The sequence below is a fragment of the Komagataeibacter xylinus NBRC 15237 genome, assembly GCF_001571345.1.
Lineage (GTDB): Bacteria > Pseudomonadota > Alphaproteobacteria > Acetobacterales > Acetobacteraceae > Komagataeibacter > Komagataeibacter xylinus.
Genome location: NZ_BCTP01000044.1, coordinates 1 through 23,933, shown reverse-complemented (window position 1 = coordinate 23,933; position 23,933 = coordinate 1). Strand labels below are relative to the sequence as shown.

The following is a 23,933-nucleotide window of genomic DNA, read 5'->3' as shown; positions in this document are numbered from 1 at the left end:
AAGCGCCGCTCATAAGGCCTGGGCAGCGGGGGGCGGATTTGCCGGAGATATTCCGTCAGCGATGAATAGGCACCGTCATATCCCATGTCGCGAATTTCACGATGCAGCCTGCGCGATGAAAGTCCGGGATAACTTGCCATCCGCTCCAACAGATAGGTTCGATAAGGTTCTGCTGCGCTGGCCACCGGTTTACGCGGTGCATAGGCTGGAGTCTCCAGCCCATTGGCCAGATACTTCTTCACTGTCTTGCGATCGAGCCCTGTCTGGCGCGCGATGGCGCTGATGCTGAGCCCCTGTCTTTTGAGTTCCTGGATCAAAACGACCTCCCTGAGTCCTATCACCTGCTCGCCCTTCCTTTGGCATCAGCAGGGATAAATGTGCCGCGTGATCGTCATGGGGGCATGCCCCCATGACGATCACGCACAGTCCTCAAACTGGGGAATTTTCAACCAGCACATTTGGGGAGATTACAACCAGCACTCACACACGCTCCGGCTCGCTGGTCAGCCGCAGCACCCTGACGGCCTCCATGATCGACAGCCGTGATTTTCTCAACGCCCGCCGCAAGGCCGAAACCGACCTACTGGTGCCTCCTGGACCGAAGGTCGCGGTGACAGGCGGGCTCGATTACGAGGACCATCATCTGATCTGGAACCGTCTGGACAAGGTGCGCGAGAAGCACCCCGATATGGTGCTGCTGCACGGTGGCTCGCCCAAGGGTGCGGAATTCATCGCCTCCCGCTGGGCTGATCATCGGCAGGTGGCGCAGATCGCCTTCAAGCCGGACTGGAACCGGCATGGCAAGGCCGCCCCGTTCCGGCGGAATGACGCCCTGCTGAAAGTCCTGCCCATCGGGGTCATGGTGTTCCCGGGTTCGGGCATTCAGGACAATCTGACCGACAAGGCCAAACAGATGGGCATCCCGGTCTGGAGGTTTCAGAAAAAGAATAGTGCCTGACAGGTTGTGAGGAAACCGTGCCGAGAAATCGGCACGGTAGCATAGGGCTACCGTATTGACGGTCTTTCAATGCCTGAAAGATAAGGCATGGCGCGTTTAACCCGGTTCTGCCGTCGATCCCGATCGACAACATTGACCTTATACCTTGAAACACGCCTGATTGACTTAGTGGTATCTACAACTTGTTTTTCTTCGGTTTCGGCTGATGAAGCCTTCTTTTTACATTCGGCTTCAACGCGTTTCGGACATCCTTATCGCGATCGCGAGGTCGAACCACTCGGGATCGAAATGACCACCGCACCAGGCCTTGGTTTCCCGATGCTCGGGACTCTGGGGGGAGCCGATTACCTCCAGAAACTGCTCATAGCCTGGAATGCCGCCGACATCCTCGGGCGGACGGGCTCGCGCGCCGTCAACGCAGGTCGCGTGCTGGGGAGCGCTTTCGAGGAAAAGTAGCTCTTCGATTTCTACGGTATGGCGCCAGTCGTCGCCAAAATCATAGACGTAGGTGAACGCCGAGCCCGCGTTGCGGAAATCCCGCAACCGGACCTGGCGCTCGTCAAAGACCTGAGGATCGCCGATGGCCGATCCTTCCGCAGCCTCAATGGCATTTCCATAACGCAGTCCCCCGATCTCGAACTCATGGAGATGAGAATTCCACCAGTTAAAGGCTGCCTGGATAGCAAGATGAAGCTGCTCCAGGTTCCATTCACTCGGCACGACGAGACGCCGCCAGACGGCTGGTTCGATATCGTCGATCGAGACTCTGATCTGCATAGCATTGGGAGGTCCAAACATGATTCCAAGGAAAATGGTAATTCCTGACAAAGTCAAGAAAGTTGCGTGTGGCGGAGTCTAAGATCAGTGCCGATTTCTCGGCACGGTTTTTACATAGCGTGGGGGCATTATTTCCATGACGGTTTGTAAAAACCGTCATGATACATGAAGTCTGACGCCTGAGCCGCAATGACGTCGGGCTCCCCAGTTCCTGCGCACCTGATGGCGGGAAGCACGTGCGCCCGTCACCCGGAAGGCCCCGCCCGGAGAACAGGCGGAACGGAGTTCGGTGGCTGCCCCGTGCGCCTGCGGGGATGGTCCATCGGGATGAAACGCCCATGGCGTCCCCATCGGTGAAAAGGCCGGGACAGCAGGTTGCGGACGAGGGATCATCCGGCCCGCTTTGACGGGATGCGCCTGTGCCGGGAGCGGGGGCCTGTAGCGCTGCACGATGCAACCCTACCCAAGAGAGCGGGTGAAAAGGGGGCGTAACATCGGGGACGGCAAACATCACCACTGGACGGGGCCAGCTTTCCACAGTGGCAGCGTGACAGTCTCGCGCCAGATTGCATCGTCCCCCACTTACAGACCGGTCATGCCGGCATTGTATCTCCTTGGGGGCTGTCGGGTCCGCACACCATGGCCTCTGTCGGATGGCTGATCTAGCCGAAGACCGGCTGCGCCTCGATCAGCTGGCCGCAACGGCGTTCCAGAACTTTCTTCCCCTGCCGGCTGCGCCGTCATTCCTCGCGAGACAAGAAAGTTCCGGCCCTGCCGTCCTCCGCTGCGCTTCGGCCCTGAAGGGTGCTCTGCCGCTCGCCTCCGGCTGGTCGATCGCCATCGAGGCCACGGTGGTCGCGGCCCGATAACAGCATGGAGATACGACAATGGCTAACATCGGTTCCTTCAAGAAGGTGGGCGAAGGCTTCGAAGGCGAAATCGTCACCCTGGCCCTGCAGGCCCGCAACGTCCGGCTGGTGGCGGAAACCAACCGTCCCAACGACAACGCCCCCAACTACCGCGTCTATCTGGGCAGGATTGAACTCGGTGCGGCCTGGACCCGCCGCTCCAACGAAGGCCGCACCTATCTGAGCCTGAAGCTGGACGATCCCTCCTTCGCCGCTCCGATCTTCGCCAACCTGTTCACCGACGACGAAGGGGAAAGTTACACCCTCATCTGGACCCGGCCCCGCAGCCGGAACGGAGACTGAACCTCCCAGACCCAACCCCGCCCGGTCTCTCCGGGCGGGGCCATCCGGGTTTTCTGGCGGGCTCTTCCATGGCGCGGGCGATCGTGCTGGTCGCCCGACGTGAGACGCAGGAGGAACACGAGGCTTTCCCTCAGCCTTCCCATTGTACCATGCGCGAGGGCAAACCGCGTCAAGGACGCGTGGTCCCCCCAATTTTGTCCGACGCACCCTTCGGGTACGCCAGACAAAATCGGCTCCCCCACGTGCCGGCAGGCCGGTCGCCTGACGGCGATCCCTGACCCGGTCCGCCCCGGCATGAGCCGTCCGTCCTGTCTTCGAGAAACGAAAGGAGCAGGACGATGACCACACTACACGACCAGATCCAGATGCTGCGCGCCGAACTGACCAGCTTTCACCTGAGCCGCCGCGAGCGGCAGCAGATCGAGAGCGAATTGAAAGAGGCGCTTGCCCGACGCGATGCAGAGCCCCCCGCCTGACGGGGGGCTTTTTTCTGGTCAGCCCGACGATCTTGTCCGACAGGACTGAGCCGCCTGAATGGTGCGTGGACGCCGATTCTTTTTTCCATCCTCCTGAAAGAACGACGTTGAATATCCATAATACGACTATTATAGTCGTATTTCTGGTGTGCATGCTCCGCGTGTCGGATGTGATCGCGGATGATCACTGGCCGACAGGTAAGGGCGGCACGGGCACTTCTGAACTGGACACAGGAAAGGCTCGCTGAAAAGGCCCTCGTAGCATTAACTGCGCTCAAGCGCCTTGAATCCGAACGCGGTCTCGGCGTCCATGAGGGTACGATCGATCAGGTCCGTCGCGCGCTGGAAGCGGCGGGCATTCTGTTCATCGAGTCCGGGCAGGGACGCGGCGTCATGTTTCTTAATGAGACTTCCGATATCCAGACGCGACAGGGTAGGGGACGTGGCCGGGCGGAATCGTCCTGATCTGTTCCGTTCATGTCATTCCTTCCCCTCGGGCGCGTTGATTTTCGCCGGGGTCATGCAAACCTGGCCGGTCAGCAATCCCGATCTTTGTTATCGAACCGATCTGGTCGCGGTATCATGAGGAACGGTCATGACGGAGCCGTCTTTCCTCGATCATCCCCCTCTCACCCAACGGGTGAACGCCTACGACGAAGCGCATCTCGGGCTCTATCTGCGCCTTCTGGTCGCGGACGAGGAAGGGGCGGACTGGCGCGAAGTCGTTGCCGTGCTGTTCGAAATTGATCCGGTTCGTGAACCGCAGCGTGCGAAGGTTATTCATGACAGGCATCTGGCACGGGCGCGCTGGATGACCGAAGCCGGTTTCCAGCATCTGCTGCAACCGCGCCTGCAATAGCCGGGCTTCGCCCCGGCTCCCGCATCCGCCCTGCGCTTCTCTCCCCGATAAAAAATCAGGGTCTATGCACTCCTGCTCCCGATCTGGCTGATGGAAGCTTCCCCTTTTGCCGCATTGGGGGACAGACAGGGAGGCCCGCATGCCAACACCTTTATGGCGTTCACCGGAACTGCGCGACCATATCAGCCGTCTGGACCGCTCCGGTTTTGCCGTCGAATTTCTCCGCCGTAACACAACCTATCGCCGCGACTATGCTCGTCTGCAACGGCGGGTCGGCCGTCGGGGCGTGGATTCGGCCGACGAGTGCGCAGCGTTCTCCCAACGCTGGGGGCTCTGCTTTTGTCCATGCACCCGATGAACCCGTCCCTCAGGGGCGCATGGTCTGGCGGCCCGAGGTGTCACCGGCCACACTGATCCTCACGCCCGCGCCATCGGATTTCGCCATCGTGACCCCGATCAATCCGGCGGTGCTTGGAACCCTTCTGGCCCGTCATGATGCGGAAGACGACACGTGGCTGGTGATCGGCGATGTGGCAGGCAATCTTTACCTTCGGCTTCTGAGCCCGCTCGCTATCGTTCGACCCGCCGTGCTCCTGCCGATGGACGACGCCGCTGAACTGCGTCTCGACGTGGCGCTGCGTTTCTTTCGCAGGCAGCGCGGCCAGCGCGTTGGCCTGCTTCCGCGTGCCCTCCAGTTGACCCCGTTGCAACGTGCGCGGCAGATGCTGCTCCTGCTTGCCTTCGATATTCACGAAGCGGGCGGCACCGTCCGCGATATCGCCATTGCGGCCAATCGTTCATGGCAGGCGGATTTACCGGCGGTCGAATGGCGCAACACGGCGGCGCGTCGCCACGCGGAACGCCTGCTTCTTGACGCCCGGAACCGGGTCAAAGGCGGCTATCTGGATTTTCTACGCGGAAAATAGTGCTGCCTGCTTTCGCTCCTTCCCGTTGCGATCCTCCTTTTTTTCACGCTGCTTCACGCCCGGCTCCGCCCGGTATCACCCATGCACGTCCCGGTACAGGAGGGGTGGACACTGAGTCCGAAAAATCTTCGTCCACCCCCAACGCCTGCTTTCTTCGCCACCGTCATCCCGATCCGCCGCACCATCCCCGCGGCGCTTCGAGACCAGATGGAGGCATACCATGCTCGACAGACACGCGCCGTCACCGGGACGCTACCTGCGCACACATCAGGCCGCGCAGATCCTTGGCCTTTCTCCCCGCACGCTGGAAAAATACCGCTGCCATGGCAGTGGCCCGACCTTCCGCAAGCTTGGCGGTCGTGTCGTCTACCTGATCGACGACCTCGACGCCTGGGCTGCCGCCAGCGCCTGCCGGTCCACGTCTGATCCGAATTATGACGATGCCCGCTCTGCCGGTCTTGATCGCCGGTGAGGGGAGGATGGACATGCAGGCCCGCCATATCCTCACGGCCAGCGAGCGCAGCAGGCTCCTGCCGTTCGTTGTCGCCAGCGGCGAGATCAGCCCGCGCGACCAGCGCGACCTGATGGAACGACCGTTTTTCTCCCTGTCCAAAAAGAAGCGCACGACGCCAATCCTCTACGCGGCAGGGGACACGCGCGTCGAGGTGTTCGGCATGCCCGAGCACGGCATGGCGACGATCTGGGACGCTGACGTGCTGATCTGGGCTGCCAGCCAGATTGTCGAGGCGGAAAATCTCGGTCTGACCACCTCGCGCTTTCTGCGCTTCACGCCTTACCAGTTGCTCACCGGTATCGGCCGACAGACCGGGGCGCGGGATTATGGGCTGCTCAGGGCGGCACTTGCCCGGCTCCAGTCCACCGTGGTCGCCACCACGATCCGCAACGGCCAGAACTGGCGACGACAGCAGTTTTCCTGGATTACCGAGTGGGAAATCTGCGCCAGCCGGAACGGTCGCGCCGCTGGTGTCGAGATCGTCATTCCGGAATGGCTCTATCGTGGCGTGATCGACCGGTCGCTGGTGCTGGCCATCGACCCGGCCTATTTCCGCCTGACAGGCGGGATTGAACGCTGGCTCTACCGCGTGGCCCGCAAACACGCCGGTCGTCAACACACCGGCTGGACTTTCGAGATCGGGCATCTGCACCAGAAATCCGGCAGCCTGATGCGTCCCTCGGACTTTGCCATCCAGATCCGGCGTGCCGCCGCCAGCCAGCCCTTGCCAGGCTATCGCCTGAATATTGAACGTGCTGGCGCGCGCGAGTTATTGCGCATCCTGCCAACTGATTTACCCACACATCCTGTGGATAACTATGTGAATGGTATCGGGACTTCACACGCATCCACTATCGGGACATCACACGCAGGACTATCGGGACTTCACACGCACAAACCCCAGCTAAGTCTTTGGCCCGAAACGGCGATTCCGGCTCTTAACTTATCTAACTTAGACTCTAACTCTTATGTTGATGGGAAGCGCCGTTCTGCGGATAACCCCTCTTGCCCGTCCATTGCCCCCTTCAAGGGGCCGGGAGACGGGCCATGACCCGGCACTCTCCCATCTTCCACCGGCATCCGGCGGCACTGACACATGTCGAACTGACCTGGATCGACAGGCGCATCGAACACTGGCTGCGCTTCGGGCATTGCAGCGACGAGAAGATCCTTGATGATCGCCGCCGCATTTCCAGCTTTGCGCCAGGAAGTGTTTTCGCCTTCGTGCGCTGGGCGTCCAATGACCTCGGTATCACCGTCTCCCGACTGGATATCGTGCGGGCCGTCAGGGCTGGCGAAGTGTTCCAGACTTTGCCGTTTGTGCGTCCCGGCGGCGAAATCCTCCTGCGTGTCGATAGCTGGCCAAGGGTCGAACATGTGCTCCGGGCGGTCGATGCTATTGAGGCGCTGGGTCTCGATCCGGCGGATGCGGCGCCCGAATACTGGCGGCATCTCCACCATCGCATCACTGCCGGACATGAGCCCCGTGCCTATACGCGTGCGCAGCATTCAGCATGGCTCAAGCGGCGGCAGGTGACGTCATGACCCGGCGTGGCTGGTTCTTTGCGACCTGTTTCGCCGTACTCGGCGTGGGTGCGTCGATGGTCCTGCATCCTGCGCCACGGCTGATCTGGAACGAGACGGCGAGCGTGCCCGTCGGGCTGTATCGATTGCATAGGAACTCCGCGCCGCATGGCGGTGATCTGGTCGCTGTCCGTCTGCCCGAGCGCGAGGCGATGCTGCTGGCAATGCGCGGCTATCTCCCGCTCGGTGTGCCCCTGCTCAAGCCAGTGGCGGCACTCAGGGGGCAATCCGTTTGCCGTATCGGCGTGCATGTCACCATCGACGGGAAGCCTGCCGGCGATGCGCAATCCGTCGATCACCGTGGCCGTCCGCTCCCCTTCTGGCAGGGCTGCCATCGTCTCGATTCCGGCCAGATTTTTGTCATGAACACCGCTGAACCACGCAGTCTCGATGGTCGGTATTTCGGCCTGTTGTCCCTGTCCACCGTCATCGGTCGCGCCACCCCGGTCTGGCTTCCGTCTGGGAGCAGGCTGCCTGTCACCGTGACCTTCAATCCGTCCTCGAAAGGGCAATGAAATGACACAGATCGGTCTTTTCACGCGCACGAAAACCGGTTTTGCCGGGCGCATCCGCACCCTTACCGTGGCGCAGGATATCCTTCTCGTTCCGGCCGAGTTTTCCGACGCCGAGCACGCCCCGGATTACCGCATCCATCTCACCGATGCCGATGGCCTGGAGGTTGGTGCTGGCTGGAAACGCACCGGGGAGAAGGCGGGCGACTACGTGGCTGTAGCCCTCGACGACCCCGCCTTTGCACAACCGATCCGGGCCAATCTGTTCCGTGCCGGTGGGGAGCGTGCGGTCTGGGTGCTGAACTGGACGCGTCCGTCAAAACGTGTCGAACGCGGGGAGTAAGGCCATGCGATGCACGGTTCTCCTCGCTGTCGCCATCACGTCGATGGGCGTTCCCGGAGCCGCTCTTCATGCGCAGGGTGTGCCGGTTCCGGTGGCGGACGATGCTGATCCTTATGCAGCTTCCATTGCAGAGGCCGTACGGCGCTTCGACATTCCTGCTGGTTGGATACGGGCCGTCATGGGTGCAGAAAGTGCGGGCGATACCGGCGCAATTTCTGCAAAGGGTGCGCGGGGACTCATGCAGATCATGCCTGCAACATGGAACGATCTGCGTGCTCGCTACGGGTTGAGAAGCGATCCGTTCGATGTGCATGACAACATTCTCGCGGGCGCCGCGTTCCTGCGCGAGATGCACGATCGTTATGGCTCTCCGGGCTTTCTGGCAGCCTATAATGCCGGGCCGGGGCGTTATGAGGATTTCCGAGATCGGCAACGCCCGCTGCCACCCGAAACGCGCGCCTATGTCGCCGGGTTGCTGCCCCTGATCGGTCAGGGCGGTGCTGATTCATCGCCGCCGGTTTCGCATCCTGATCCGCTGTTTTGGACCCGTGCGCCGATTTTCGCCGTGCAGTCGGACGATGCGGGGCAGAGCGTTCCGGCTGGAAGGGAGCTGCCGTCGAATGGTGTTCGAAGTGACATCATCGCGCATGGTCTCGCCTCTGTCAGGCCGCTTTCCGATGGGTTGTTCGTCGTCTCTTCCGCATCACGAGCGATGCCATGAATGTGCGTCCACGCATCCTTTCCCCTGCCGGTTTGCGGTGGTTCGTGGAGCGCGATCGGGGCAGGCACCAGCATCGCGGATTGGGTGCTGGCAGGGTGGAACAGGCACTTTTGGGCGGGGTTAAGGAGAGGCGAGATAAAAGGGCGCACATTGCGCCTCGGTTGGGGTGTCGGTTTTCCTGCGTTTTTTCGTTCTTTCAGCAATGTTTCCTCTTCTTTGGCAATGTTTGCCGACCCTGTTTTCCTTTGTTGCACCAGCCTTTTTCGCACATTGGAGGGTCCAATGGCCCGCGAGAATGACTTCCGGCCCCGTCTGGGTCGCATCCGCTCGCCGCGCGCCCAGCGGCTCAAGCCCTTCGTCGCCCAGGCCCTTGCTTCGGCCCAGCGTGCCGGTGGCGGCGGGTTCCGCTCGGGCCGCAACGGCAGTGGTTCCCGTTCGTCCTTCGGGCGTGGCCGCATCGCGGCAGCCAGGGCCAATCGCCTGCTGACCAGCCGAGCCCGCCGCGTGACCGTCAAGGCCCGTGTCGTACGCCATAGCGGGCGCAAGGCGCCGCTCGCCGCCCATCTGCGTTACCTGCGCCGGGAAGGGGTCACGAAGGACGGTGAGAAGGCACGGCTCTTTGGTCCCGGCATCGACGATGCCGACCCGAAGGCGTTCGCCGAACGCTGCGAGGACGACCGTCACCATTTCCGTTTCATCGTCTCGCCCGAGGACGCGCCCGACATGGCCGACCTCAAGGGCTATGCCCGCGAACTGGTCGGGCAGATGGAAAAAGACTTCGGCACGAAACTGGACTGGGTGGGGGTGGATCACTGGAACACGCAGCACCCCCACGTCCATATCCTCGTGCGCGGTGTAGCCGAGGATGGCAGCGACCTTGTCATCTCGCGGGATTATATCAAAGACGGGTTGCGCGCCCGTGCCCAGGATCTGGTGACGCAGGAACTCGGGCAGCGCAATGACATCGAAATTCACCGCGCCCTCGAACGTCAGGTCGATGCCGAATACTGGACCCAGCTTGACCGGCAGCTTCAGCGCGATGCGGGGCGCGATGGCGTCATCGACACGGCGCCTTCGCCTGGTGAGCAGCCCGATCCGTTCGGGGCATTGAAGGTCGGACGCCTGCGTCGGCTGGAAGGGCTTGGTCTCGCCCATCAGGTTGGAGAGGGGCAATGGTTGCTGGATGAGACGGCCGAGGCGACGCTGCGTGAACTGGGCGAACGCGGCGACATCATCAAGCGCATTCACCGTTCCCTGGCCGAGCGCGGGATCGAGCGGAGCACGTCGAGTTATGTGCTGGCGGGCGAAAGCCTGGATGTTCCCGTCATCGGCAGGCTGGTTGATCGTGGTCTGGACGATGAACTGAAAGGCACGGCCTATGCGGTCATCGACGGCGTGGACGGGCGTACGCATCATATCCGCTTTCCCGATCTCGATGCGACCGGGGACAGTGTAATGGGTTCGGTGGTGGAACTGCGCGCCTTCGATGACCGGAAGGGGCAACGGCGTGTGGCGCTGGCTGTGCGGTCTGATCTGTCGATCGAGGATCAGGTGATGGCGCGAGGGGCCACCTGGCTCGACCGGCAGGCAGTGGCGCGCGACCCTGTTGCATTGGGGCAGGCGGGCTTTGGCGCCGAGGTCCGTGAGGCGATGGAGCGCCGGGCGGAGCAACTGATTGAGCAGGGTCTTGCCGAACGTCACACGCAGCGGGTGGTTCTGGCGCGCAACTTGATCGGGACGCTCAGGGACCGGGAGGTCCGGGAAGTTGGAGAGCGGCTGGCCGTCGAGACGGGACGGACATTCAGCCAGTCGGGTTCGGGGGAGTATGTCACCGGCACCTATCGTCAGCGCATGGTGCTGGCCTCGGGTCGCTATGCGATGATTGATGACGGGCTTCAGTTCCAGCTTGTGCCCTGGACGCCATCGCTGGAGAAGCAGCAGGGCAGGCACGTCTCCGGTGTCGCGCGCGACAATGGCGGGATTGACTGGAGCTTCACCCGGAACAGGGGGCTGGGTTTGTGAACCAGCGCTCCTGTCAGTCCGGCTGGGGTTCCCACGGGTTGAGCAGGGGGACACCGCATGGCAGGAAATCCGCGACGTTGCGGGTCACGACCGTCTTGCCATGAACCAGCGCGGTCGCGGCGATGAGGGCATCACGTTCCGAACGGGGATCGGGGACATGGAGCCGGGCGCAGCGCAGGGCTACGGATGTATCGACGGGAAAAATACGCCCTTCGAACGCAGGAAGGACATGCTGTTCCAGCCAGGTCCGCAGGATCGTGCCAGTGGCTCCGTCGCGGCGCTCCACGCGCAGGATGCCGTTTTCCAGTTCCATGACGGTGATGGCGGAGAGATACAGATCTTCTGCCTCCACGCTATCCGCCCATGCCGCGACATTCGGGTCGGCTTTCCCGGCACGGATTTTTCTCAGTTCTGAAACGACGTTCGTGTCCAGCAGGAACATCAGGAAAAATCGGCCGGGCGGAGTGTGATATTGGCGCGAGGCGGATCGAATGCGATGTCCGCAGCTTCCGGCATCGCCAGAGCGTCCGCGATCTTGCGCGGATGGTGTGTCAGACGGCGGTATTCCTCAATACTGAGCAGGACATGGGCCGTGCGTCCCCTGTCGGTGATGAACACCGGTCCCTCGGCCGCCGCCTTCTTGGCCCGGCTGGTGTCCTGGTTGAACTCGCGGCTTGAAAGTGTGGTGATGCTCATGTCCGGCCTCCAGACTGCAATGTAGGAACATTACTACATAATGAGAGGGAGTGCCAGAAAATCCATGTCTGGTCGGGGTTCGCATCATCGTTGGCCGCAGCACCCGTCCAGCCACAAGACCCGGTTATCATTCGACTCCCGCGACCTTCGCTCAATGTGATGACGGTCTGGGCCGCACCGGACAAGTATTTTTTCCCTGCCATGCGCCGGGATGCGACGACGCGGGAAAAGCCCTTGCGGAACGGAAAATGGCCGCCCGACCTGTTCCTGCGCAAGGAGGAATCGAAAATGCCGGGAACCAAAATTCAATGGGGACAGGTCGCGGTGGTCCTGTCCATTGTCGTCCTGTCCTGGTGGGCCGCGACCCAATGGACGGCCTGGGAACTGGGCTTCCAGCCTGAACTCGGTCGGCCCTGGTTCGTGCTGTTCCATCACTGGTCGGTCTACGCGCCGCCGCTGTTTTTCTGGTGGTGGTTCGAATTCGACGCCTATGCCCCGAACGTCTTTGCGCGCGGGGCGTGGATGGCCGGATCGGGTGGGGTGCTGGCTTTCGCCGCCGCCGTGACGCTGTCGGTCCATCGCGCCCGTGAAGCCAGGAAAATCGAAACCTACGGGTCGGCACGCTGGGCGGACCCGGACGAGATCGCGAAAGCCGGGCTGCTTGACCCGGATGGGGTGGTGCTTGGCCGGTATGGCAAGGCCTATCTGCGCCATGACGGACCGGAGCACGTCCTGACCTTTGCACCAACGCGCAGTGGCAAGGGTGTCGGTATGGTCATCCCGACGCTTCTGACCTGGCCTGGCTCAGCTATTGTCCACGACATTAAGGGCGAGAACTGGGAGTTGACGGCGGGATTTCGCGCCCGTTTCGGTCGCGTCGTGCTGTTTGACCCGACCAATGCGATCTCGTCCGCCTATAACCCGTTACTGGAAATCCGGCGTGGAGAGTGGGAAGTCCGCGATGCCCAGAATGTCGCCGATATCCTCGTGGACCCGGAAGGCAGTCTGGAGAAGCGCAATCACTGGGAGAAAACCTCACACTCCCTGCTTGTCGGCGCCATCCTGCATGTCCTCTATGCCGAGCCAGACAAAACCCTCGCCGGTGTCGCCAATTTCCTGTCGGACCCGAAGCGCCCGATCGCCACCACGCTGTCGGTCATGATGCGGACAAACCATCTGGGTGAGAAGTGGCCACATCCTGTTGTTGCATCGGCCGCGCGCGAGCTGCTGAACAAATCGCCCAATGAACGCTCGGGCGTGCTCTCCACTGCCATGTCCTTCCTTGGCCTGTACCGTGATCCGGTGGTGGCGGAAGTCACCCGGCGCTGCGAATGGCGCATTGCCGACATCGTTGGAGGGGACCGCCCAGTGACGCTTTACCTGACCGTGCCCCCCTCGGATATCAGCCGCACCAAGCCATTGATCAGGCTGGTGCTGAACCAGATTGGCCGTAGGCTGACGGAAGACTTGGAGGCTGCGGCACAGCGACGGCGCCTGCTACTGATGCTCGACGAATTTCCGGCCCTCGGGCGTCTGGATTTCTTTGAATCGGCGCTGGCTTTCATGGCGGGCTACCGGATCAAAAGCTTCCTGATCGCCCAGTCCCTCAACCAGATCGAACGGGCTTATGGGCCGAACAATTCGATCCTCGACAACTGCCATGTCCGGGTGAGCTTCGCCACCAACGATGAGCGGACGGCGAAACGTGTGTCTGACGCGCTTGGGACTGCCACCGAGATGAAGGCGATGAAGAACTACGCGGGGCACCGGCTTTCGCCCTGGCTGGGCCATCTGATGGTTTCGCGCTCGGAGACGGCACGCCCGCTGCTGACGGCGGGAGAAGTCATGCAGCTCCCGCCAGCGGACGAGATCGTCATGGTCTCCGGTCTCTATCCGATCCGCGCGAAGAAGGCCCGCTATTTCGAGGATGACCGCTTCCGCGAGCGCGTTCTTCCTCCGCCTGATCTTCCGCGCCCGAAAGATGGCCGTCCCGACGACTGGAGCACGCGACCGTTGCCGCCACGCCCACCGGCGCCGGATGCCGGGGCGGAGCCGACGGAGGACGAGGGGGATGAAGACCCGAAACAGTCTGCCCGCCGCCGTCAGCCAGAACTGGGTGAGGGAACGGTCGAGAAGAAGGAGCCGATGGAAAATGAATTCGCACCCGACCCGACTGACGAATTCGACGACATCGCGCCCCGTAACAACCGGATGAACGATCTCATGCGCGGTGTGGCCCGGCAGGCATCGCTCGACTGTGGCGACGAGCTGGAACTGTGAGGAAAGTATGGTGATGGCAAAAAAGAAAGCCCAGATCTCCGTCTATCTCGACCCTGATGTGATGAAGACCCTCTCCGCCTATGCCGCGCGACGTGCGCAGCCGATGTCCCTGATCGTGGAGGCTGCCGTCGCTTCCTTTCTGTCGCCCGACGGGGAGGAGCGCCGCGAGGCTGCAACATCGAAGCGCCTCGACCGGCAGGACCGGCGTCTTGCGCGGCTGGAGCGCGATATCGGCATCACGGTGGAGACCCTGGCGCTGTTCATCCGCTTCTGGCTCACCACGACCCCGCCCTTGCCTGAACCGGCTGCCAGGGCAGCACGGGCGCAGGCCGGGGCGCGTTACGATAATTTTGTCTCGGCCCTCGGTCGCAGGCTGGCCCAGGGACCGAGACTCCAGCAGGAAATTCCAGACGATGTTTCCGATCCTGCCTTACAGGATGAACCGGATTCGTAATTTCCGCACCCTGCAAGTATTTTTGCCCTACGTTTCCCCACCGCCCTACGACGCATGAATTCCTGTTGAACCGCGTGGTTTCCTGCCTTTCTTAATTGCCCCGTTGCTGTCCGCGCATCGTGTTCGGCTCATAGCGGGGAAAATCATGTCAGTTTCCAGCATCCATGAAAGGGCCACGGTACGCGGCATGTCCATGCTGCGCACGGCGATGGGACCGGCGATTGCCCGGCACCTCGCTGATCCTGCCATTGTCGAGGTGATGCTCAATCCCGATGGCAGGCTGTGGATCGACCGCCTGTCCGAGGGGCTGGGCGATACCGGCGACAGGGTTACGCCGGCCGATGCCGAGCGCATCGTACGCCTGGTCGCGCACCATGTCGGGGCGGAGGTGCATGAGGCAGCACCGCGCGTATCGGCGGAACTGCCAACCGGTGAGCGGTTCGAGGGATTGCTCCCGCCCGTCGTGACCGCCCCGAGTTTCGCCATCCGCAAGCCCGCCGTGGCCGTGTTCACCCTCGACGATTATGTCGCCGCCGGAATCATGACGGTGGGGCAGGCGGTATTTCTGCGCCGCGCGGTCGCGGAACGGAAAAACATCCTGGTCGCCGGCGGGACATCGACCGGCAAGACCACGCTGGTCAATGCGCTGCTGGCCGAGGTCGCGAAAACCGGTGATCGCGTCGTGCTGATCGAAGATACGCGGGAACTGCAATGCACAGCTCCCAATCTGATCGCCATGCGTACAAGGGATGGTGTCGTAACCCTGTCCGAACTGGTGCGGTCCGCCCTGCGCCTGCGGCCCGACCGTATCCCGATTGGTGAGGTGCGCGGCCCCGAGGCGCTGGACCTGCTGAAAGCATGGGGCACCGGCCATCCCGGCGGTATCGGTACACTACATGCCGGATCAGTGCTCGCGGCCCTGTATCGGCTGGAACAACTGATCCAGGAGGCGGTGGTCACAGTGCCACGCGCCATGATCGCGGAAACCATCGACGTCATCGCGGTCCTGTCCGGACGCGGCACGGCCCGCCACCTGTCCGAACTGGCAGAAATCGATGGCCTAGATCCCGTGACGGGTGCCTATCGCATCCGTCCGGTCAGCTTCTCGTCTCCCGAAACATCCTGCTCTGCCAATGGAGAGTCATCATGAGGCCGCCTTCACGTCTGCGCGCCGTCGTGTGCGCTGTCGCACGTCCTGACTGGCATGTGCGGGATCTCCGTGTATTCGGAACGTCCCTGTTGCTGTCGTTTGCTTTCGCGTCGTCGGCATGGGCGTCAGGATCCAGCATGCCGTGGGAAACCCCGCTCAACGAGATTCTGGAATCCGTGCAGGGACCGGTCGCCAAAATCATCTCGGTGATCATCATTACCGTGACCGGCCTGACGCTGGCCTTCGGGGAAACATCCGGCGGGTTCCGCCGCCTGATCCAGATTGTCTTTGGTCTATCCATTGCTTTTGCCGCGTCCAGCTTCTTCCTGTCGTTCTTTTCGTTCTCCGGTGGGGCGCTGATCTGATGGCCGTGGGATATGACGATGATGCCGTGCCGGGCTTCCATGTCCCGGTGCATCGCTCGCTGACCGATCCCATCCTGCTCGGTGGTGCGCCCCGCGCCGTTGCCATCGCCAACGGCACGCTGGCGGCAGCGATCGCCCTTGGTCTGCGGCTGTGGCTGATCGGGGCCGCATTCTGGATCGTCGGCCATGGGCTCGCGGTCTGGGGTGCGAAACGCGATCCGGTCTTCATCGAGGTGGGACGACGGCATCTCCGTTATCCCGCCTGGCTTCGTGCGTAGAGGGAGGACAGGGCCATGATGTCCCTTGGCGAATATCGCAACCGAAACTCCCTGCTGTCTGATTTCCTGCCCTGGGCCGCGCTGGTCGAAAAGGGCGTCGTCCTGAACAAGGACGGCAGTTTTCAGCGCACCGCAAAAATACGTGGTCCCGATCTCGATAGCGCAACACCAGCGGAACTGGTCGGTGTGACCGGAAGATTGAACAATGCGCTCCGTCGCCTTGGCTCAGGCTGGGCGGTGTTCGTGGAAGCGCAGCGCGTCCCGGCGACACTCTATCCTGACGGTGACTTTCCCGACGCAGCCAGCCAGATGGTCGACCTGGAGCGCCGGGAGCAGTTCGAGGATGAGGGCGCGCATTTCGAGAGTCGGTATTTTCTGACCCTGGTCTGGCTGCCACCGGCGGAATCATCAGGTCGCGCCGAGCGTTTTCTCTATGAAGGCAGGGAACGCGATGGTCCCGATCCGCATGGCATGCTCCATACGTTCGTGGACCGCACGGATCGGATGCTGGCCTTGCTGGATGGCTTCATGCCCGAGGCGGCATGGCTGGATGACGGTGAGATGCTGACTTATCTGCACAGTACCATCTCCACCCGGAACCAGCGGGTCCGGGTGCCGGAAATTCCGATGCATCTGGATGCCCTGCTGGTGGACCAGCCGCTTTCGGGTGGTCTGGAGCCAAAGCTGGGCGATGCCTTCCTGAAAACCCTGACCATTACGGGTTTCCCGTCGCGGACTTTCCCCGGAATCCTGGACGACCTGAACCGGCTGGCCATGCCCTATCGCTGGTCCACCCGCGCCATCCTGCTGGACAAGACCGACGCCACCAAGGTGCTGACGAAAATCAGGCGCCAGTGGTTCGCAAAGCGCAAGAGTATCGCAGCCATTGTCCGCGAAGTGATGACCAATGAGGCGTCAGTTCTCGTGGATAACGATGCCGCCAACAAGGCAGCCGATGCCGATCTGGCGTTGCAGTCGCTGGGCGCGGATGATGTCGGGCAGGCTTACATCACGGCCACGGTGACGGTGTGGGATGGCAGCGCCAGCATAGCGGCGGAAAAACTTCGCCTCGTGGAAAAGATCATTCAGGGCCGTGACTTCACCTGCATGGCGGAAAGCCTGAACGCGGTGGAGGCGTGGCTGGGATCTCTGCCGGGGCATGTCTACGCCAATGTGCGGCAGCCCCCGGTCTCGACCCTGAATCTGGCGCACATGATTCCGCTTTCCGCCGTGTGGGCAGGGCCGGAGATGGATGGGCATTTCAAGGCCGCACCGCTGTTTTATGGCAAAACGGCAGGGGCCACGCCGTTCCGGTTTTCCCTGCATGTCGGCGATGTGGGTCATACGCTAATCGCGGGACCGACCGGGGCAGGTAAATCCGTGCTGCTGGCGCTCATGGCGCTCCAGTTCCGTCGCTATGCGGGATCGCAGATTTTTGCCTTCGATTTTGGCGGGTCGATGCGCGCGGCAACGCTGGCGATGGGAGGCGATTGGCGCGATCTCGGGGGTGGACTGACAGATGCCGATCTGTCTGGAGAAGAGGGCAGCGGCGTATTACTTCAGCCGCTGGCGCGGATCGATGATCCGGATGAGCGCAAATGGGCCAGTGAATGGCTCGGTCAGATCCTTGTCGGCGAGGGGGTGGCGCTGACCCCGGAGGTGAAGTCTCACCTCTGGTCGGCTCTGAATTCGCTGGCATCGTCGCCTGCCCGTGAGCGGACCCTGTCCGGCCTGGTCGCGCTTCTCCAGTCCAACGCCCTGAAGCAGGCGTTGGCGCCCTACTGCCTCGGTGGTCCCTACGGCCGCCTCCTGGATGCGGATGCCGAGCGTATCGGGGATGCCGATGTGGTGGTGTTCGAAACCGAAGGTCTGATCGGCTCGGGCGCGGCCTCCTCCGTTCTGTCGTACCTGTTCCACCGCATCGAAGGCCGTCTGGACGGCCGGCCGACCCTGCTGGTCATCGATGAGGGCTGGCTGGTTCTCGATGACGGGGATTTCTCCGGCCAGTTGCGAGAGTGGCTGAAAACCCTGCGCAAAAAGAACGCCAGCGTCATCTTCGCCACCCAGTCCCTGTCGGATATTGCCAATTCCCGCATTGCTCCGGCGGTGGTGGAAAGCTGCCCGACACGGATATTCCTGCCTAACGAGCGGGCGATCGAGCCGCAGATCATGGCGCTCTATCGGGATTTTGGCCTGAACGACCGACAGATCGCCATCATCGCGCGGGCCGCGTCGAAGCGGGACTATTACTGCCAGACGCAACGCGGCAATCGCCTGTTCGAACTGGGGCTCGGGCCTGTCGCACTCGCCTTATGCGCAGCATCAGGGAAGGACGATCACAAGCTGATCGATGCAGTGCTGGCGGAACACGGCCGGGACGGTTTTCTCCTCGCGTGGTTTGACGCGCGGGGCGTGTCATGGGCGGCGGATCTGTTGCGCGACGATCGCGGGGCGGAGGACGTGCCATGACGGAAAGACATTGCCAGCTTCGGACCGATTTTTTTGCGCGTGTGAGAGAAAAACATTTCCATCGCACTGCTCTTGTCGCCTCTGTTACGCTGGCATTCGGTGCAACGTTCGACCTTTCACGACCGGCCCGTGCCCAATGGGCGGTCTATGATGGGGCGAACCACGTCCAGAACGTGCTGATCGCGGCCCGCACGCTTCAGCAGATCGACAACCAGATCACATCTCTTGCCAATCAGGCGCAGATGCTGGTCAACCAGGGCCGTAATCTGGCGAGCCTGCCACTGTCGACATTGTCGACGCTGCAATCAACGATTTCCCAGACAACAGCCTTGCTCGCGCAGGCACAGAACATCGCTTATTCGGTGACCTCGGTCGAGCAGCAATACCAGCAGGCGTACACCTCAATCTCGTCCGGCATGTCAGACAGTGCCCTGTTCAGCCAGGCACAGACACGGTGGCAGAATTCCGTGGGCGGGTTCGAAGATGCCCTGAAGCTTCAGGCTCGGGTGGTAGGAAACATCCCCAGCGACAGTTCGGCCATGACCCAGCTTGTCTCTTCCAGCCAGACCTCCACGGGCGCGTTGCAGGCGGCGCAGGCAGGAAACCAGCTTCTGGCGCTACAGTCCCGTCAGTTATCCGACATTCAGGCCGAACTTGCTGCCAATGGCCGCGCCACAGCCCTGCAACAGGCGCGCGATGCTGCGACGGAAGCGGAAAGTGAAGCCCAGTATCAGCATTTTTCACAGCATGACGCCTATGTGCCCGGCACGGTGTCCATTTTCGGCAGCAGCGGGAACTGACCGCCATGGCGATGGGCAATGTGGGCGTTATCGACACTTTCCTGAATACCTTCACCACCACCATCGACAGCGGCTTCGGTCTGGTGAAGGGGAATGTGATCTCACTAGCAGGAACACTGTCCGTGCTGGATATGGCGCTGGCTGGCCTGTTCTGGGCCTGGGCTGCTGATGAGGACATCATCCAGCGTCTGGTGAAGAAGACGCTCTATATCGGATTCTTTTCCTTTCTGATCAGCAATTTCTCCAGTCTGTCGAAGACCGTCTTTGACAGTTTTGCGGCCCTTGGCCTGAGAGCCGGTGGCGGCAATCTGGCACTCGGAGACTTCCTGCGGCCCGGCCGACTGGCATCCACGGGTTTCGATGCAGCCCAGCCGCTTCTGGATTCAGTCCATAATCTCCTTGGTCCTGTCGCCTTCTTTACGAACTTCATTCAGATCTTTGTGCTCTGTCTGTCGTGGCTGATCGTGCTCGCGGCGTTCTTCATTCTGGCCGTGCAGCTTTTTGTTGCCCTGATCGAATTCAAGCTGACCACGCTGGCGGGTTTCATCCTGATCCCCTTCGCCCTGTTCAGCCGCACCGCCTTTCTGGCGGAAAAGGTGCTGGGCAATGTCGTCTCGTCGGGTGTGAAGATCATGGTGCTGGCGGTCATTTCCGCTATCGCGTCGGTTCTGTTCGCCCAGTTCTCAACCTCCTACGGCAGCGACGTTCCCACGATCGGGCAGTCCGTCTCGGTGGTGCTGGCCTCCCTTGCAATTGTCGGCCTGTCCATTTTTGGCGGCAGCATCGCCAATGGGCTGATTTCCGGCGCACCGCAGCTTGGCGCGGGAGCGGCAGTCGGTACCGGCATGGCGGTTGGCGCCATGGGTGCTGCTGCGGCGGCCGGTGTCGGGGCTGTTGCTTCCGGTGGTGCCGCAGCCCTCGGCGCCACGGCTGCCGCCGCGCGGGGAGGGGCCGCGATTGCCGGGGCTGCTACCTCCGCCTATTCGGCCGGAGCCGCAGGCGCGTCTGGCGGCGCGGGCAGCATGGCCGCCGGGATCGGAGGCATGGGCCGGGCCGTCGGTGGAAATGTCGCGAATGCCGTCAAAGGGGCGGCTTCGCGTGCCGGTTCATCCCTCAAGGAAAGCTATGCCGCCGGTGGACGCTGGGCCGCGCGCGGGATGGGGGAGGGAGGCGAAGGCGGAGCCGGGGATAACGGACCGGCACCTTCTGGAGGCGGTGGTCCTGCCGGAGAAGGGGATGGCCCCACGGGTGGCGGCCCTACCGGTGAGGGTCCGTCTGGTGGAGATGGTGGCGGTTCCGGCGAACCGCCCCGCTGGGCTCAGAAGATGAAGCGCCGCAATGCCGCCGCTCATGCTGCTGAGGCCGCCCATGTTATCCGCTCCGCCGATGGCGGGGGCGGATCTTCCTCCATCGATCTGTCGGAAAAGGAATGAGGACGATGTTCCGTCGCTCCACCACCCGCTACGGGACCACGCCCGAGCCTGTCACGCCCTATCAGAAAGCCGCGCAAGTCTGGGACGAGCGCATCGGCTCCGCCCGTGTACAGGCCCGTAACTGGCGGCTGATGGCGTTCGGCTCTCTGCTTCTGTCCGCAGGCCTTGGCGTAGGGCTGGTCTGGCAGTCCGCGCGCGGTACCATCACGCCGTGGGTCGTGCAGGTCGATCGGCTGGGGCAGGCGCAGGTCGTGGCCCCCGCGATAGCGGGCTATATGCCCGCCGATCCGCAGATCGCTTGGTATCTGGCGCAGTTCGTTCATGACGTGCGCGCTCTGTCGTCGGACCCTGTGGTGGTGCGGCAGAACTGGCTACGCGCCTATGATTTCACCATCACGTCGGGCGCTCAGGCGCTTAACGATTATGCCCGCCTCAATGATCCGTTCTCGCGCATCGGGCATGAGCAGGTCGAGGTGGACATCGCCTCGGTGATCCGGGCGTCTCCCGGCAGCTTCCGTGTCGCCTGGAGCGAGCGCCATTACCGCGACGGCGCGTTCACCGGCACCGAACGCTGGACCGCCATCGTGTCGGTCGTTCTGCACACGCCACGCGATGCCGACCATCTCAGGAAAAATCCGCTCGGAATCTACGTCTCCGCCATCAACTGGTCGAAGGAGCTTGGTCAATGACGCGCTTCATTTTCGCAGCCCTTCCTGTGGCGCTGCTCTCGCTTGCCGGTTGCGCGGGCAGTTACCATCCGCCCGTCATCCGGTACGATGACGCCGCGCGCGCGACGAGAATTCCCGATCCACCGAAGCCCGTGCAGGTGGTGGAGGTGCCACAGCCACTTCCTCTGCCGGGCCAGTTCAAGCCACTGCCGTCACGACGCACGGCCCATCCGGTCCCCGAGGTTACTGATCCGACCACGCGCGTGACCCAGGCTAATCTGGCGGCGCGCATCCAGCCGACGCGGGCCGGTTTCATCAATGCGGTGCAGGTCTATCCCTATTCTCCGGGTGCCCTCTATCAGGTCTATACCTCGCCAGGCGAGATCACGGACATCATGCTCCAGCAGGGTGAAAAACTGGTGGGCACCGGCCCAGTTGCTGCTGGGGATACGGTGCGCTGGGTCATCGGTGACACCGAAAGCGGAGAAGGGGCGACCAAACGCATCCATATCCTGGTGAAGCCGACCCGGCCGGATCTGACCACTAATCTGATCATCAATACTGACCGACGGACTTATCTGGCGGAATTGAGGTCAACACCCCCCACATACATGGCGTCGGTCTCGTGGAACTATCCCGAGGACGATCTGATTGCCCTGCACCGGCAGGACGACGCGGCCGATGACTCTGCCCCAGTGGACGCGGGGCTGAATCTCGATACCCTGAATTTCCGCTATGCCATCCAGCCGGTGAAAGGCGGCACGCCGCCCTGGTTACCCGGCCGGGCCTTTGATGACGGTCACAAGGTCTATATCGCTTTTCCATCCGGGATCGGGCAGGGGGAACTGCCGCCGCTCTTCGTGCTGGGGGCGGATGGCGGCCCGGAACTGGTCAATTACCGGGTGCGGCAGAACTGGATGATCGTGGATCGGCTGTTCGCCGCCGCTGAACTGCGGCTGGGCGATAAGCATTCCGAGCAGCGGGTGCGCATTGTCCGCATTGACGGCAGGAAGTCATGACCGGGCAGGCTCACACAGTGGGAGAAAATTCTGCGGCTCCGGCCACAGGGGGAAATTCCGCAGCATCACCGCCGCCACCTGATCTGCGTCTGCGGACGGAACGACCGCGTGTCGTGCGGCTTTCCCGCACCGTGGTCTGGTCGCTGGGCGGGGTTGGCATGATCGCGGTGGCCTTCGCGCTGGGCTATGCCCTTCAGGCAAGCCATCGGGTGTCATCCACGCCTGCCGCGCAGGACGCGGATGTGCGTCCCTCTGCCGACGGGCTGGCGGGACTGCCGTCCGACTATGTCGGCAAGGATGTGCCGAAGCTGGGACCAGCGCTGCCCGGTGATCTGGGGCATACCATCCTCCACGCACAGGAGCAGGGAAAGGCAGCCTCGGGTGGCGACGACCGCCGTGCCGCGCAGGAGGTCGAGGCCGCAATCGCCAGCAAATTGTTCGTGCAGACGGGAGAACGCGACCGGGGTACCGACCAGGCAACTCCGCCCACATCGGGTGCATCTGCGTCCCAGGCAAATCCATCTTCTTCGACCGACGCCCAATCAGGCAACCGTGCCTTTCTGGCAGGCCAGCCTGACCGCGCGACGACCAGCCCGGATCGCATCATGCCGTCAGCTTCGCCTTATATCCTTCAGGCGGGCACTGTCATCGCGGGGGCGCTGAACACGAAAATCAGCTCTGACCTTCCGGGTCAGATTACTGGCCATGTCACGCAGAACGTCTATGACAGCCCGACCGGTCGTTTCCTGCTGATCCCGCAGGGAAGCCTGCTGTTCGGGGCCTATAACAGCGGCATTTCTTTCGGGCAGCAGCGTACCCAGATCATCTGGACCCGGCTGATTTACCCGAACGGCGAGAGTCTGGTGCTGGAAAAACTGCCCGGTGGCGACGCCATCGGCCAGTCCGGCCTGTCCGATGAAGTGAACAACCACTGGGGCCAGCTTTTCAGGGCTGCCATCGTGACCACGCTCCTGAGCGTCGGATCAGAGGCCGGAACCAGTCAGAGCGAGAACAATCTGGCGCAGGCCATCCGTTCTGGGGCCAGCAATGGGTTTTCCATGGTTGGTAACCGGTTGGTTGATCGCAGCCTCAACATCCAGCCGACCCTAACCGACCGGCCGGGGCTGCCTTTCACCTTGATCCTTAACCGCGACCTTGTCCTGCAACCTCGCCACGCAAAGGAAACAGCACCATGACAACGCTGCGCATCACTGAAATTCCGGATGAAAAGCCGGTCCGCATGCCCGTGGACTTACCGGCGGACCTCCATCGTGATCTGGTGACTTACGCAGCACTGGTCAGCCAGAATGGTCAGCCCGTCGATCCAACCCGTCTCGTGCCGCACATGATCCGTGGATTCATTGCATCTGATCGAGCTTTCGCGAAGCTTAAGCGTGCGCGAGCTAAGCAGATAGTAA

General features: G+C 62.3%; 29 protein-coding genes and 2 pseudogenes. 27 read left to right on the top strand and 4 right to left on the bottom strand.

What is annotated here, in order from left to right:
* Positions 1-317, bottom strand: a pseudogene (locus GXY01S_RS13700) (IS21 family transposase); the annotation flags it as partial.
* 164 nt (positions 318-481) lie between these two features.
* On the opposite strand from GXY01S_RS13700, the pseudogene GXY01S_RS13695 reads away from it, so the two are divergent.
* Positions 482-958 (top strand): annotated as a pseudogene (locus GXY01S_RS13695) (DUF2493 domain-containing protein); the annotation flags it as partial.
* A 231-nt stretch (positions 959-1,189) separates the two neighbouring features.
* On the opposite strand, the gene GXY01S_RS13690 reads toward GXY01S_RS13695, so the two are convergent.
* The gene (locus tag GXY01S_RS13690; RefSeq protein WP_255210450.1) at positions 1,190-1,735 is read right to left on the bottom strand and encodes a plasmid pRiA4b ORF-3 family protein; all 546 of its coding nucleotides are present in this window, start codon (positions 1,733-1,735) and stop codon (positions 1,190-1,192) included.
* A gap of 653 nt (positions 1,736-2,388) precedes the next feature.
* Here GXY01S_RS13690 and GXY01S_RS13685 point away from each other — a divergent pair.
* The 14 genes from GXY01S_RS13685 (at position 2,389) to GXY01S_RS13630 (ending at position 10,903) form a co-directional block, all read left to right on the top strand.
* The gene (locus GXY01S_RS13685) at positions 2,389-2,604 is read left to right on the top strand and encodes a hypothetical protein (protein WP_061275922.1); all 216 of its coding nucleotides are present in this window, start codon (positions 2,389-2,391) and stop codon (positions 2,602-2,604) included.
* An 18-nt stretch (positions 2,605-2,622) separates the two neighbouring features.
* Positions 2,623-2,946 (top strand): DUF736 domain-containing protein, encoded by a 324-nt coding sequence (locus GXY01S_RS13680; RefSeq protein ID WP_061275919.1) that lies wholly within the window; start codon positions 2,623-2,625, stop codon positions 2,944-2,946.
* A 338-nt stretch (positions 2,947-3,284) separates the two neighbouring features.
* Entirely contained in the window at positions 3,285-3,422 is a 138-nt protein-coding gene (locus GXY01S_RS18610) for a hypothetical protein (protein WP_169797749.1), read from the top strand.
* Between the two features lie 180 nt (positions 3,423-3,602).
* Positions 3,603-3,887 (top strand): helix-turn-helix domain-containing protein, encoded by a 285-nt coding sequence (locus GXY01S_RS13675; protein ID WP_061275917.1) that lies wholly within the window; start codon positions 3,603-3,605, stop codon positions 3,885-3,887.
* 130 nt (positions 3,888-4,017) lie between these two features.
* On the top strand, positions 4,018-4,281 hold the full coding sequence (locus GXY01S_RS13670; protein ID WP_061275915.1) for a DUF2285 domain-containing protein: 264 nt from the start codon (positions 4,018-4,020) through the stop codon (positions 4,279-4,281).
* A 139-nt stretch (positions 4,282-4,420) separates the two neighbouring features.
* Positions 4,421-4,639: a transcriptional regulator domain-containing protein gene (locus GXY01S_RS19040; protein WP_082770881.1), complete on the top strand. Its 219-nt coding sequence runs from the start codon at positions 4,421-4,423 to the stop codon at positions 4,637-4,639.
* 37 nt (positions 4,640-4,676) lie between these two features.
* Positions 4,677-5,207 carry a DUF2285 domain-containing protein gene (locus GXY01S_RS13665; protein WP_235721224.1) on the top strand — a complete coding sequence of 177 codons (531 nt, stop codon included), beginning with the start codon at positions 4,677-4,679 and terminating at the stop codon, positions 5,205-5,207.
* Between the two features lie 220 nt (positions 5,208-5,427).
* Positions 5,428-5,679, top strand: coding sequence for a helix-turn-helix transcriptional regulator (locus GXY01S_RS13660; RefSeq protein WP_061275913.1), 252 nt, complete (start codon positions 5,428-5,430; stop codon positions 5,677-5,679).
* A 13-nt stretch (positions 5,680-5,692) separates the two neighbouring features.
* Entirely contained in the window at positions 5,693-6,772 is a 1,080-nt protein-coding gene (locus GXY01S_RS13655; protein WP_061275924.1) for a replication initiator protein A, read from the top strand.
* The gene (locus GXY01S_RS13650; RefSeq protein WP_061275911.1) at positions 6,769-7,266 is read left to right on the top strand and encodes a DUF2840 domain-containing protein; all 498 of its coding nucleotides are present in this window, start codon (positions 6,769-6,771) and stop codon (positions 7,264-7,266) included. The genes GXY01S_RS13655 and GXY01S_RS13650 overlap by 4 nt, the downstream gene beginning before the upstream one ends.
* Entirely contained in the window at positions 7,263-7,820 is a 558-nt protein-coding gene (locus tag GXY01S_RS13645; RefSeq protein ID WP_061275926.1) for a S26 family signal peptidase, read from the top strand. The genes GXY01S_RS13650 and GXY01S_RS13645 overlap by 4 nt, the downstream gene beginning before the upstream one ends.
* Before the next feature lies 1 nt (position 7,821).
* The gene (locus GXY01S_RS13640) at positions 7,822-8,160 is read left to right on the top strand and encodes a DUF736 domain-containing protein (RefSeq protein WP_061275909.1); all 339 of its coding nucleotides are present in this window, start codon (positions 7,822-7,824) and stop codon (positions 8,158-8,160) included.
* Between the two features lie 4 nt (positions 8,161-8,164).
* On the top strand, positions 8,165-8,881 hold the full coding sequence (locus GXY01S_RS13635) for a lytic transglycosylase domain-containing protein (protein ID WP_061275907.1): 717 nt from the start codon (positions 8,165-8,167) through the stop codon (positions 8,879-8,881).
* 282 nt (positions 8,882-9,163) lie between these two features.
* Positions 9,164-10,903 carry a relaxase/mobilization nuclease domain-containing protein gene (locus GXY01S_RS13630; protein WP_039733993.1) on the top strand — a complete coding sequence of 580 codons (1,740 nt, stop codon included), beginning with the start codon at positions 9,164-9,166 and terminating at the stop codon, positions 10,901-10,903.
* A gap of 13 nt (positions 10,904-10,916) precedes the next feature.
* Here the strand turns inward: GXY01S_RS13630 and GXY01S_RS13625 are convergent, their stop codons facing one another.
* Together GXY01S_RS13625 and GXY01S_RS13620 are read right to left on the bottom strand one after the other, a co-directional pair.
* A complete protein-coding gene (locus tag GXY01S_RS13625; protein ID WP_007397912.1) occupies positions 10,917-11,345 on the bottom strand; it encodes a type II toxin-antitoxin system VapC family toxin in 429 nt (142 codons plus the stop codon).
* Positions 11,345-11,599, bottom strand: a complete 255-nt coding sequence (locus GXY01S_RS13620; protein ID WP_010517990.1) for a type II toxin-antitoxin system Phd/YefM family antitoxin — start codon at positions 11,597-11,599, stop codon at positions 11,345-11,347. The genes GXY01S_RS13625 and GXY01S_RS13620 overlap by 1 nt, the downstream gene beginning before the upstream one ends.
* 288 nt (positions 11,600-11,887) lie before the next feature.
* Here GXY01S_RS13620 and GXY01S_RS13615 point away from each other — a divergent pair, with 288 nt between their 5' ends.
* From GXY01S_RS13615 to GXY01S_RS13560, 12 genes are all read left to right on the top strand, one after another.
* Complete coding sequence (locus GXY01S_RS13615; protein ID WP_010517992.1) at positions 11,888-13,879, top strand: conjugal transfer protein TraG; 1,992 nt, start codon at positions 11,888-11,890, stop codon at positions 13,877-13,879.
* Between the two features lie 7 nt (positions 13,880-13,886).
* A complete protein-coding gene (locus GXY01S_RS13610) occupies positions 13,887-14,333 on the top strand; it encodes a hypothetical protein (RefSeq protein ID WP_010517994.1) in 447 nt (148 codons plus the stop codon).
* 145 nt (positions 14,334-14,478) lie between these two features.
* The gene (gene trbB / locus GXY01S_RS13605) at positions 14,479-15,483 is read left to right on the top strand and encodes a P-type conjugative transfer ATPase TrbB (protein WP_082770880.1); all 1,005 of its coding nucleotides are present in this window, start codon (positions 14,479-14,481) and stop codon (positions 15,481-15,483) included.
* Positions 15,480-15,848, top strand: coding sequence for a TrbC/VirB2 family protein (locus tag GXY01S_RS13600; protein ID WP_034933525.1), 369 nt, complete (start codon positions 15,480-15,482; stop codon positions 15,846-15,848). Before trbB ends, GXY01S_RS13600 begins: the two co-directional genes overlap by 4 nt.
* On the top strand, positions 15,848-16,126 hold the full coding sequence (locus GXY01S_RS13595) for a VirB3 family type IV secretion system protein (protein WP_007397919.1): 279 nt from the start codon (positions 15,848-15,850) through the stop codon (positions 16,124-16,126). Before GXY01S_RS13600 ends, GXY01S_RS13595 begins: the two co-directional genes overlap by 1 nt.
* Before the next feature lie 15 nt (positions 16,127-16,141).
* On the top strand, positions 16,142-18,595 hold the full coding sequence (gene trbE / locus GXY01S_RS13590; RefSeq protein WP_007397920.1) for a conjugal transfer protein TrbE: 2,454 nt from the start codon (positions 16,142-16,144) through the stop codon (positions 18,593-18,595).
* On the top strand, positions 18,592-19,395 hold the full coding sequence (gene trbJ / locus GXY01S_RS13585; RefSeq protein ID WP_034933520.1) for a P-type conjugative transfer protein TrbJ: 804 nt from the start codon (positions 18,592-18,594) through the stop codon (positions 19,393-19,395). Before trbE ends, trbJ begins: the two co-directional genes overlap by 4 nt.
* Positions 19,396-19,400: 5 nt before the next feature.
* Positions 19,401-20,828 carry a P-type conjugative transfer protein TrbL gene (trbL, locus tag GXY01S_RS13580; RefSeq protein ID WP_034933517.1) on the top strand — a complete coding sequence of 476 codons (1,428 nt, stop codon included), beginning with the start codon at positions 19,401-19,403 and terminating at the stop codon, positions 20,826-20,828.
* A gap of 5 nt (positions 20,829-20,833) precedes the next feature.
* On the top strand, positions 20,834-21,517 hold the full coding sequence (gene trbF, locus GXY01S_RS13575) for a conjugal transfer protein TrbF (protein WP_061275905.1): 684 nt from the start codon (positions 20,834-20,836) through the stop codon (positions 21,515-21,517).
* Entirely contained in the window at positions 21,514-22,515 is a 1,002-nt protein-coding gene (gene trbG, locus GXY01S_RS13570; protein WP_007397924.1) for a P-type conjugative transfer protein TrbG, read from the top strand. Before trbF ends, trbG begins: the two co-directional genes overlap by 4 nt.
* On the top strand, positions 22,512-23,711 hold the full coding sequence (locus tag GXY01S_RS13565; protein WP_029329795.1) for a TrbI/VirB10 family protein: 1,200 nt from the start codon (positions 22,512-22,514) through the stop codon (positions 23,709-23,711). Before trbG ends, GXY01S_RS13565 begins: the two co-directional genes overlap by 4 nt.
* The coding region (locus GXY01S_RS13560) for a DUF2274 domain-containing protein (RefSeq protein WP_061275903.1) at positions 23,708-23,933 on the top strand (226 nt) is incomplete at its 3' end. The genes GXY01S_RS13565 and GXY01S_RS13560, both read left to right, overlap by 4 nt.

What these genes read in the sequence shown, in the direction of transcription:
- GXY01S_RS13690 (WP_255210450.1), bottom strand. Translation starts at nt 1,735, where the DNA reads ATGCAGATCAGAGTCTCGATCGACGATATCGAACCAGCCGTCTGGCGG.
- GXY01S_RS13685 (WP_061275922.1), top strand. Translation starts at nt 2,389, where the DNA reads ATGGCTGATCTAGCCGAAGACCGGCTGCGCCTCGATCAGCTGGCCGCA.
- GXY01S_RS13680 (WP_061275919.1), top strand. Translation starts at nt 2,623, where the DNA reads ATGGCTAACATCGGTTCCTTCAAGAAGGTGGGCGAAGGCTTCGAAGGC.
- GXY01S_RS18610 (WP_169797749.1), top strand. Translation starts at nt 3,285, where the DNA reads ATGACCACACTACACGACCAGATCCAGATGCTGCGCGCCGAACTGACC.
- GXY01S_RS13675 (WP_061275917.1), top strand. Translation starts at nt 3,603, where the DNA reads ATGATCACTGGCCGACAGGTAAGGGCGGCACGGGCACTTCTGAACTGG.
- GXY01S_RS13670 (WP_061275915.1), top strand. Translation starts at nt 4,018, where the DNA reads ATGACGGAGCCGTCTTTCCTCGATCATCCCCCTCTCACCCAACGGGTG.
- GXY01S_RS19040 (WP_082770881.1), top strand. Translation starts at nt 4,421, where the DNA reads ATGCCAACACCTTTATGGCGTTCACCGGAACTGCGCGACCATATCAGC.
- GXY01S_RS13660 (WP_061275913.1), top strand. Translation starts at nt 5,428, where the DNA reads ATGCTCGACAGACACGCGCCGTCACCGGGACGCTACCTGCGCACACAT.
- GXY01S_RS13655 (WP_061275924.1), top strand. Translation starts at nt 5,693, where the DNA reads ATGCAGGCCCGCCATATCCTCACGGCCAGCGAGCGCAGCAGGCTCCTG.
- GXY01S_RS13650 (WP_061275911.1), top strand. Translation starts at nt 6,769, where the DNA reads ATGACCCGGCACTCTCCCATCTTCCACCGGCATCCGGCGGCACTGACA.
- GXY01S_RS13645 (WP_061275926.1), top strand. Translation starts at nt 7,263, where the DNA reads ATGACCCGGCGTGGCTGGTTCTTTGCGACCTGTTTCGCCGTACTCGGC.
- GXY01S_RS13640 (WP_061275909.1), top strand. Translation starts at nt 7,822, where the DNA reads ATGACACAGATCGGTCTTTTCACGCGCACGAAAACCGGTTTTGCCGGG.
- GXY01S_RS13635 (WP_061275907.1), top strand. Translation starts at nt 8,165, where the DNA reads ATGCGATGCACGGTTCTCCTCGCTGTCGCCATCACGTCGATGGGCGTT.
- GXY01S_RS13630 (WP_039733993.1), top strand. Translation starts at nt 9,164, where the DNA reads ATGGCCCGCGAGAATGACTTCCGGCCCCGTCTGGGTCGCATCCGCTCG.
- GXY01S_RS13625 (WP_007397912.1), bottom strand. Translation starts at nt 11,345, where the DNA reads ATGTTCCTGCTGGACACGAACGTCGTTTCAGAACTGAGAAAAATCCGT.
- GXY01S_RS13620 (WP_010517990.1), bottom strand. Translation starts at nt 11,599, where the DNA reads ATGAGCATCACCACACTTTCAAGCCGCGAGTTCAACCAGGACACCAGC.
- GXY01S_RS13615 (WP_010517992.1), top strand. Translation starts at nt 11,888, where the DNA reads ATGCCGGGAACCAAAATTCAATGGGGACAGGTCGCGGTGGTCCTGTCC.
- GXY01S_RS13610 (WP_010517994.1), top strand. Translation starts at nt 13,887, where the DNA reads ATGGTGATGGCAAAAAAGAAAGCCCAGATCTCCGTCTATCTCGACCCT.
- trbB (WP_082770880.1), top strand. Translation starts at nt 14,479, where the DNA reads ATGTCAGTTTCCAGCATCCATGAAAGGGCCACGGTACGCGGCATGTCC.
- GXY01S_RS13600 (WP_034933525.1), top strand. Translation starts at nt 15,480, where the DNA reads ATGAGGCCGCCTTCACGTCTGCGCGCCGTCGTGTGCGCTGTCGCACGT.
- GXY01S_RS13595 (WP_007397919.1), top strand. Translation starts at nt 15,848, where the DNA reads ATGGCCGTGGGATATGACGATGATGCCGTGCCGGGCTTCCATGTCCCG.
- trbE (WP_007397920.1), top strand. Translation starts at nt 16,142, where the DNA reads ATGATGTCCCTTGGCGAATATCGCAACCGAAACTCCCTGCTGTCTGAT.
- trbJ (WP_034933520.1), top strand. Translation starts at nt 18,592, where the DNA reads ATGACGGAAAGACATTGCCAGCTTCGGACCGATTTTTTTGCGCGTGTG.
- trbL (WP_034933517.1), top strand. Translation starts at nt 19,401, where the DNA reads ATGGCGATGGGCAATGTGGGCGTTATCGACACTTTCCTGAATACCTTC.
- trbF (WP_061275905.1), top strand. Translation starts at nt 20,834, where the DNA reads ATGTTCCGTCGCTCCACCACCCGCTACGGGACCACGCCCGAGCCTGTC.
- trbG (WP_007397924.1), top strand. Translation starts at nt 21,514, where the DNA reads ATGACGCGCTTCATTTTCGCAGCCCTTCCTGTGGCGCTGCTCTCGCTT.
- GXY01S_RS13565 (WP_029329795.1), top strand. Translation starts at nt 22,512, where the DNA reads ATGACCGGGCAGGCTCACACAGTGGGAGAAAATTCTGCGGCTCCGGCC.